11 protein-coding genes are annotated in these 6,980 nt (G+C 59.4%); 6 read left to right on the forward strand and 5 right to left on the reverse strand.

Annotated elements, in window-relative coordinates:
- Positions 1 to 357: cell division protein FtsX (locus tag AC1DRJ_RS16375; RefSeq protein ID WP_477803071.1), on the forward strand; the 357-nt coding region annotated here is incomplete at its 5' end.
- 112 nt (positions 358 to 469) lie between these two features.
- Complete coding sequence (gene rpoH, locus AC1DRJ_RS16380) at positions 470 to 1,324, forward strand: RNA polymerase sigma factor RpoH (protein ID WP_007897890.1); 855 nt, start codon at positions 470 to 472, stop codon at positions 1,322 to 1,324.
- A gap of 128 nt (positions 1,325 to 1,452) precedes the next feature.
- Here rpoH and mtgA read toward each other — a convergent pair whose 3' ends face one another.
- Positions 1,453 to 2,175, reverse strand: a complete 723-nt coding sequence (mtgA, locus tag AC1DRJ_RS16385; RefSeq protein WP_477803072.1) for a monofunctional biosynthetic peptidoglycan transglycosylase — start codon at positions 2,173 to 2,175, stop codon at positions 1,453 to 1,455.
- Between the two features lie 74 nt (positions 2,176 to 2,249).
- On the opposite strand from mtgA, the gene AC1DRJ_RS16390 reads away from it, so the two are divergent.
- The 4 genes from AC1DRJ_RS16390 (at position 2,250) to trmB (ending at position 4,496) form a co-directional block, all read left to right on the forward strand.
- Positions 2,250 to 2,630, forward strand: a complete 381-nt coding sequence (locus AC1DRJ_RS16390; RefSeq protein ID WP_477803073.1) for a DUF423 domain-containing protein — start codon at positions 2,250 to 2,252, stop codon at positions 2,628 to 2,630.
- A gap of 71 nt (positions 2,631 to 2,701) precedes the next feature.
- Positions 2,702 to 2,902, forward strand: a complete 201-nt coding sequence (gene thiS, locus AC1DRJ_RS16395) for a sulfur carrier protein ThiS (protein ID WP_008026157.1) — start codon at positions 2,702 to 2,704, stop codon at positions 2,900 to 2,902.
- A 64-nt stretch (positions 2,903 to 2,966) separates the two neighbouring features.
- Positions 2,967 to 3,761, forward strand: a complete 795-nt coding sequence (locus AC1DRJ_RS16400; protein WP_007945511.1) for a thiazole synthase — start codon at positions 2,967 to 2,969, stop codon at positions 3,759 to 3,761.
- Positions 3,762 to 3,770: 9 nt separating this feature from the next.
- Positions 3,771 to 4,496, forward strand: a complete 726-nt coding sequence (gene trmB, locus AC1DRJ_RS16405; protein ID WP_007945510.1) for a tRNA (guanosine(46)-N7)-methyltransferase TrmB — start codon at positions 3,771 to 3,773, stop codon at positions 4,494 to 4,496.
- Between the two features lie 152 nt (positions 4,497 to 4,648).
- Here the strand turns inward: trmB and AC1DRJ_RS16410 are convergent, their stop codons facing one another.
- The 4 genes from AC1DRJ_RS16410 to AC1DRJ_RS16425 all read right to left on the reverse strand — a co-directional run.
- Complete coding sequence (locus AC1DRJ_RS16410; protein ID WP_007945509.1) at positions 4,649 to 4,972, reverse strand: DUF3392 domain-containing protein; 324 nt, start codon at positions 4,970 to 4,972, stop codon at positions 4,649 to 4,651.
- Between the two features lie 22 nt (positions 4,973 to 4,994).
- Positions 4,995 to 6,200 (reverse strand): radical SAM family heme chaperone HemW, encoded by a 1,206-nt coding sequence (gene hemW / locus AC1DRJ_RS16415; protein WP_477803074.1) that lies wholly within the window; start codon positions 6,198 to 6,200, stop codon positions 4,995 to 4,997.
- A complete protein-coding gene (gene rdgB / locus AC1DRJ_RS16420) occupies positions 6,197 to 6,793 on the reverse strand; it encodes an RdgB/HAM1 family non-canonical purine NTP pyrophosphatase (RefSeq protein WP_477803075.1) in 597 nt (198 codons plus the stop codon). Before rdgB ends, hemW begins: the two co-directional genes overlap by 4 nt.
- Positions 6,790 to 6,980: DUF4426 domain-containing protein (locus AC1DRJ_RS16425; protein ID WP_477803076.1), on the reverse strand; the 191-nt coding region annotated here is incomplete at its 5' end. The genes AC1DRJ_RS16425 and rdgB, both read right to left, overlap by 4 nt.

Here is a 6,980-nt window from a genome sequence, read left to right on the forward strand (position 1 = left end):
GCATTACTTTTGGTGATAGGCAATACCATTCGTCTTCATATTGAAAACCGCCGCACAGAGATAGAAGTGATTAAACTCGTCGGCGGCACTGACAGCTATGTACGCAGGCCTTTTTTGTACATGGGCGCGCTTTATGGCTTCGGTGCGGGGATGCTGTCTTGGGGCCTACTGGCGTTTGGCTTGAACTGGCTGAACGACGCGGTGGTTGGGCTGGCCGGCTTGTACGGCAGTGATTTCGCGCTGGCCGGTGTGCCAGCTGCCGATGGTCTGTCTCTCTTGCTTGGCGCGGTGCTGTTGGGGTATATCGGTGCATGGATTGCAGTCGCACGCCACCTGAGGGAGCTTGCGCCTAAGTAGTATCATTTTGCTCGTATTGACCTTTCAGCGTTTATGGGAACTTTTTTTTCGGTTTCCGGTCAATTTTCGCAGTGCTGAACTGCACGAGTTTGTAAGTGGGAGGTTTTTTCGTATGACCAATTCTTTGCAACCTGCATATGCTCTGGTCCCGGGTGCGAACCTGGAGGCTTATGTGCACACCGTGAACAGCATTCCATTGCTGACGCCGGAGCAGGAGCGTGAACTGGCCGAGAGTCTCTATTATGAGCAGGATTTGGGGGCGGCTCGGCAGATGGTGCTCGCCCACCTGCGTTTTGTCGTACATATCGCCCGTAGCTATTCCGGCTACGGTCTGGCTCAGGCTGACCTGATCCAGGAAGGCAACGTCGGCCTGATGAAGGCGGTCAAGCGCTTCAACCCGGAAATGGGTGTGCGTCTGGTTTCGTTCGCGGTGCACTGGATCAAGGCGGAAATCCACGAGTTCATCCTGCGCAACTGGCGCATTGTGAAAGTCGCGACCACCAAGGCCCAGCGCAAGTTGTTCTTTAACCTGCGCAGCCAGAAGAAGCGTCTGGCCTGGTTGAACAACGAGGAAGTCCACCGTGTCGCGGAAAGCCTCGGCGTAGAGCCGCGGGAAGTGCGTGAGATGGAAAGTCGCCTGACCGGCCATGACATGGCCTTCGATCCGGCTGCGGAAGCGGACGACGACAGTGCTTTCCAGTCGCCAGCCAACTATCTGGAAGACCACCGGTACGACCCGGCCCGTCAACTGGAAGACGCTGACTGGAGCGACAACTCCAACCACAACCTGCACGAAGCACTGGAAGTGCTGGACGACCGCAGCCGTGACATCCTCTATCAGCGCTGGTTGGCTGAAGAAAAAGCCACGCTGCACGACCTCGCGCAGAAGTACAACGTATCGGCCGAGCGTATCCGTCAGCTCGAGAAGAGCGCTATGAACAAGCTCAAGTTGTCGATCGCCGCATAACCTGTGACCCGGCAATAAAAAACGCCCCGATCATTGATCGGGGCGTTTTTGTTTGTGCGCGGTTTTCCAAATTGACAACTAACACCTGTGGGAGCGAGCAGGCTCACTCCCACAGGGGATTTGCGGTGTTACTGGGACCAAGGCGCCCGGCGCGAATCGTTGAGGCCAACCAGATAACTATCCCCACCCAACTGACTCATCTGCCGCCGAATCCACCCGGCCCTCCGCGCAACGTAGTTGGTCGGATGGCTCGCGCTCCACACTCGCGGGTTGGGCAAGACGGCGGCCAGCAAGCTCGATTGCTGACGGTTCAGACTTTTAGCACTCACACCGAAGTGATGGTGTGCCGCAGCCTCTGCCCCAAACACCCCGTCATCCCACTCAACACTGTTGAGGTACACCTCAAGAATCCGCTGTTTGGGCCAGAGCACTTCGATCAGCCCGGTAAACCACGCTTCCAGGCCCTTACGCAGCCAACTGCGCCCAGACCACAAAAACAGATTCTTCGACACTTGCTGGCTCAGCGTGCTGGCGCCGCGAATCGATCCGCCTAGTTCGTTATGAGCCAGGGCCGCCTGAATCGCGCCAAAGTCAAAACCCCAGTGCTCAGGGAATTTCTGGTCCTCGCCCGCAATCACCGCGAGTTTCAGGTCATCGGAGATTTCATCCCAGGGTTTCCAGGTGCGCTGCAGGTCAATCGGCTCGCCGTTGAACCAGGATTCAATTTTGCGCTCGACCATCAACGCCGTTCCCGGCGGCGGCACAAAGCGAAAGATCAGCACAAGCAATACGCTGCCACCCGCGAACCAGAGCACGGCCTTTGTGAATCGTCGCAAATATATACGCAGCATAGAGATGGCTTGGCCGAACCCGTTGAGCGGGCCATTATACAGACCCTGTTGATCGAGTCTGACTGGAGTTCTTCATGCTGCGTGGCTTTTTGATGCTGGCCGCTTTCTTCGGCTTCACCGGCGTTGCCCTGGGCGCGTTCGCCGCTCATGGCCTGAAAAACCGTCTGACCCCCGAGTACCTGGCGATTTTCCACACTGGCGTCACCTACCAACTGGTGCACACCTTGGCATTGCTGGGCGTGGCGCTGCTGGCTACGCAGATTCCCGGTCGCCTCGTCACCTGGGCCGGAGTTTCATTTGCCGTCGGGATTCTGCTGTTCTCCGGCAGCTTATACGTGCTGACGCTGACGGGGGTCAGCAAGCTCGGCATCATCACCCCATTCGGTGGTCTGGCGTTCCTCTCGGGCTGGATTTGCTTGGGCCTCGCCGCCTGGCGCTTGCCGCTTACCGCTTGACGCTTGTTGCTGACCTTTAGGTCACGATCGGGCTAGAATGCCAGCCCCTAAAAATGATGGCGGCATTCGGTATGCGCATTCAGTTGAACGGCGAATCCCTTGAACTGCCCGACGGTGAAACCGTTGCGGCCCTGCTGACTCGTCTGGAACTGACCGGACGCCGGGTGGCGGTTGAGCTCAATCTGGATATCGTCCCGCGCAGTCAGCATGCCGACACCACGCTGAACGACGGCGACAGCGTCGAAGTCGTCCACGCCATCGGCGGCGGCTAGTCGCCATTCGGCCCTGAAGGGCCACAGAATTCTGCAAGAACCTCACCCCTACAGAGGATTTCCCATGAGCATCGTTCGTAGCGACAAGCCTTTCGTCCTGGCCGGTCGTACTTACCAGTCGCGTTTGCTGGTCGGTACCGGCAAGTACCGTGACATGGAAGAAACCCGTCTGGCCATCGAAGCCTCGGGTGCCGAGATTGTCACCTTCGCCGTGCGCCGCACCAATCTGGGCCAGAACCAGGGCGAACCGAACCTGCTGGATTTCCTGTCGCCGGATCGCTACACCTTCCTGCCGAACACTGCCGGTTGCTACGACGCGATCGAGGCTGTGCGCACCTGCCGCCTGGCCCGTGAGCTGCTCGATGGTCACAACCTGGTGAAGCTGGAAGTGCTGGCGGATCAGAAAACCCTGTTCCCCAACGTGATCGAAACCCTCAAGGCCGCTGAATCGCTGGTCAAAGAAGGTTTTGACGTGATGGTCTACACCAGCGATGACCCGATCATTGCTCGCCAACTCGCGGAAATCGGCTGCATCGCGGTCATGCCGCTGGCGGGTCTGATCGGTTCGGGCCTGGGGATCTGCAACCCGTACAACCTGCAGATCATCCTCGAAGAAGCCAAGATCCCGGTGCTGGTGGATGCCGGTGTCGGTACCGCTTCCGACGCCACCATCGCCATGGAGCTGGGGTGTGACGCAGTGCTGATGAACTCGGCCATCGCCCACGCCCAGCAGCCAATCATGATGGCCGAAGCCATGAAACACGCCATCGTGGCAGGTCGCTTGGCCTACCTCGCCGGCCGCATGCCGAAAAAACTCTATGCCAGCGCCTCCTCGCCGCTGGATGGTCTGATCAAGTAAGAGCCATTGATGACTGAATCAAACGACACGCCAATCCAGACGGAAGAAGGCGAAGAGCGCCAACACCGCCGCATCAAGAGTTTCGTGATGCGCGCCGGGCGCATGACTGAAGGCCAGCAAAAAGGTCTGGAGCAGGGCACGCCGCTGTTCGTGCTGCCGCTGGCCGATGCGCCGGTGGACTTCGACCAGGTGTTCGGCCGCTCGGCGCCGCGCTCGCTGGAAATCGGTTTTGGCATGGGCCATTCGCTGCTGGAAATGGCCGCGGCCTCGCCGGAACAGGATTTCATCGGCGTGGAAGTTCACCGTCCAGGTGTCGGCGCGCTGCTCAATGGCGTGCTGACCCAGGGCCTGACCAACCTGCGGGTTTACGATTGCGACGCGATTGAAGTGCTCAATCGCTGCATCGCCGACAACAGCCTCGATCGCCTGATGCTGTTTTTCCCGGACCCGTGGCACAAGAGCCGTCACCACAAGCGCCGTATCGTTCAGGCGTCATTCGCCGAACTGGTACGCAGCAAGTTGAAGGTTGGCGGTGTGCTGCACATGGCCACCGACTGGGAACCGTACGCCGAGTACATGCTGGAAGTGATGAACGTCGCCCCGGGCTATCGCAACCTCGCCGAAGATGGCAAGTGCGTCCCGCGTCCGACCGAACGCCCGATCACCAAGTTCGAACGCCGCGGCGAACGTCTTGGGCACGGGGTGTGGGACCTGAAGTTCGAAAAACAGTCCTGATCAACCTGATACCCGATGATCGTTCCCACGCTCTGCGTGGGAATGCCTCAACGGACGCTCCGCGTTCGGCTCTGAATGGGACGCGGAGCGTCCCTGGCTGCATTCCCACGCAGAGCGTGGGAACGATCATACGATCATACGATCATCAGCCCTCAGCGGCGATCGGCAACTACGCCAATCAGCACCAGTACCACTAACAACACCGGCGCCAGGCTGTAGTTGTTGAACTGGCCCAGCCCTTTGACGATCCACGGCGTGGCGTAGATCAACGCGGCGCCGCTGCCGATCAGGCACAGCAGGGCCATCAGTGGGACGCGCAGGGCGCCGGCAATGCTGCCCAGGCGTTGCTCGACCCAGCCTTTGAAGTCCGAACCGAACAGCACTAGCAGACAGCCCACCAAAGCCAGGGCGATTTCCGATAAGTTGCTGCGGCTCCAGCGGGACACCGTGGCGAGCAGGTCAAGTATCAAATCCATTCGTTTTCCCTTAGGGCTGAAATCAGCTCAGAAATTTTTGCAGCAAGTCATTGAGAAACAGCTGTCCACGCTCGGTGGCCGCCAGACGTGACGGTTCGACCTGCAACAGGCCACTTTGTTCGGCTTCGCGGCGGTGTTCGGCGAGGCTTTCCAGGCTCAGCCCGGTGCGCTCCGGATACAGCCGCGATTCGACGCCCTCGGTCAGGCGCAACGCGTTCATCAGGAACTCGAACGGCATCTCATCATTAGTCAGCGCTTTCTCGCCGGCCTTGAAGCTTTTCGCCGGGTTGAGGTAGTCCTTGGGCAAGCGAGTCTTCCAGGTGCGCACGATGCGCCCGTCCGGATGGCTGAGCTTGCCGTGGGCGCCAGCGCCAATGCCGATGAAGTCGCCGAAACTCCAGTAATTGAGGTTATGCCGCGCCGGACGACCAGGCTGGGCGTAAGCCGAGACTTCGTATTGCGCGTAACCGTGTTCGGCAAGCAGCGCCTGACCCGCTTCCTGAATGTCCCACAACGTGTCGTCTTCCGGCAGCGTTGGAGGCTGGTTCCAGAACACCGTGTTTGGCTCCAGCGTCAGCTGATACCAGGACAAATGGGTCGGCTTCAGGGCGATGGCCTGGCGCAGGTCACTCAACGCATCGTTCAGCGACTGGTCGGGCAACCCATGCATCAAGTCCATGTTGAAATTATCGAACCCGGCCTGACGCGCCATACCAGCGGCACGCACTGCTTCGTCGCCGTTGTGAATCCGCCCCAAGGCCTTGAGTTTCTCTTCCTGAAAGCTCTGGATGCCGATTGACAGGCGATTGATGCCCAGCGCGCGGTAAGCGACAAACTTCTCTTGTTCGAACGTCCCCGGATTGGCTTCCAGAGTGATTTCTATGTCGCTGGCAAACGGAATGCGTTGCTCGACGCCCTTGAGCAAGCGGCCCAACGCTTGCGCGCTGAACAGGCTTGGCGTGCCGCCGCCAAAGAAGATCGAGCTCAGCTCGCGGCCGTAGACTGCGTGCAGATCTTGATCGAGGTCAGCCAGCAGCGCGTCGACGTACTCTTCTTCCGGCAGCRCCGGGCTGGCGGTGTGGGAGTTGAAGTCGCAATAAGGGCATTTACGCACACACCACGGGATGTGGATGTACAGCGCCAGAGGCGGCAACACGGGCAGTGACGCTCGTGGCGATTGGGCGTCGCCGCCGAAGATCAGCGGTGACGCGGATGAGTCGTGGATCATTTCAGGCCCAGACGCTGGCGCAGCAGTTCCATTGCACGGGCGCGGTGGCTGATGAGGTTCTTGTCGCTCGGGCTCAGTTCGGCGCTGGAGCAATCGCGCTCCGGTACCCAGAACAGCGGATCGTAGCCAAACCCGTGCTCGCCACTGGCGGCCGGCAGAATACGCCCGTGCCACAGGCCTTCGCAGAGGATCGGCAGCGGATCATCGGCATGACGCACCAGCGCCAGGACGCAGACGAACTGCGCGCCGCGCTCGGCTTCCGGGACGTCTTTCAAAACGTCGAGCAGCTTGGCGTTATTCGCCGCATCGCCCTGACCATCTGCATAACGAGCCGAATAGATCCCTGGCGCACCGCCGAGGAAATCCACCGCCAACCCGGAATCGTCAGCCAGCGCCGGCAAGCCGGAAATGCGCGCTGCATTGCGGGCCTTGAGGATGGCGTTTTCGACGAACGACAGGCCGGTTTCTTCAGGCTCGACAGTGCTGAACTCGCCGATCGATCGCAGTTGCACCGAGTTGCCGAGCATTGCCTGGAGTTCTTTGAGTTTGCCGGCGTTGTGGCTGGCCAGTACGAGCTGTGTGAAGTTGATCATTGGCCGGGGAAAATCTCTTGGTTAAAACTGATGGTGTTGATTTTGTCACCGATCTGCACCTTGATGTCGAAGGTGCGGGTTTCGGTCTGGGGCACCGAGTACTGAGCGATGTAGTAGATGGCGCCCTTTTCGGTAATTTGTCTGAAGTTCAGCGTCTCGCTCTGGCTGGTCAGATCCTTGACAGTGC

The organism is Pseudomonas sp. P5_B2, from assembly GCF_056400445.1.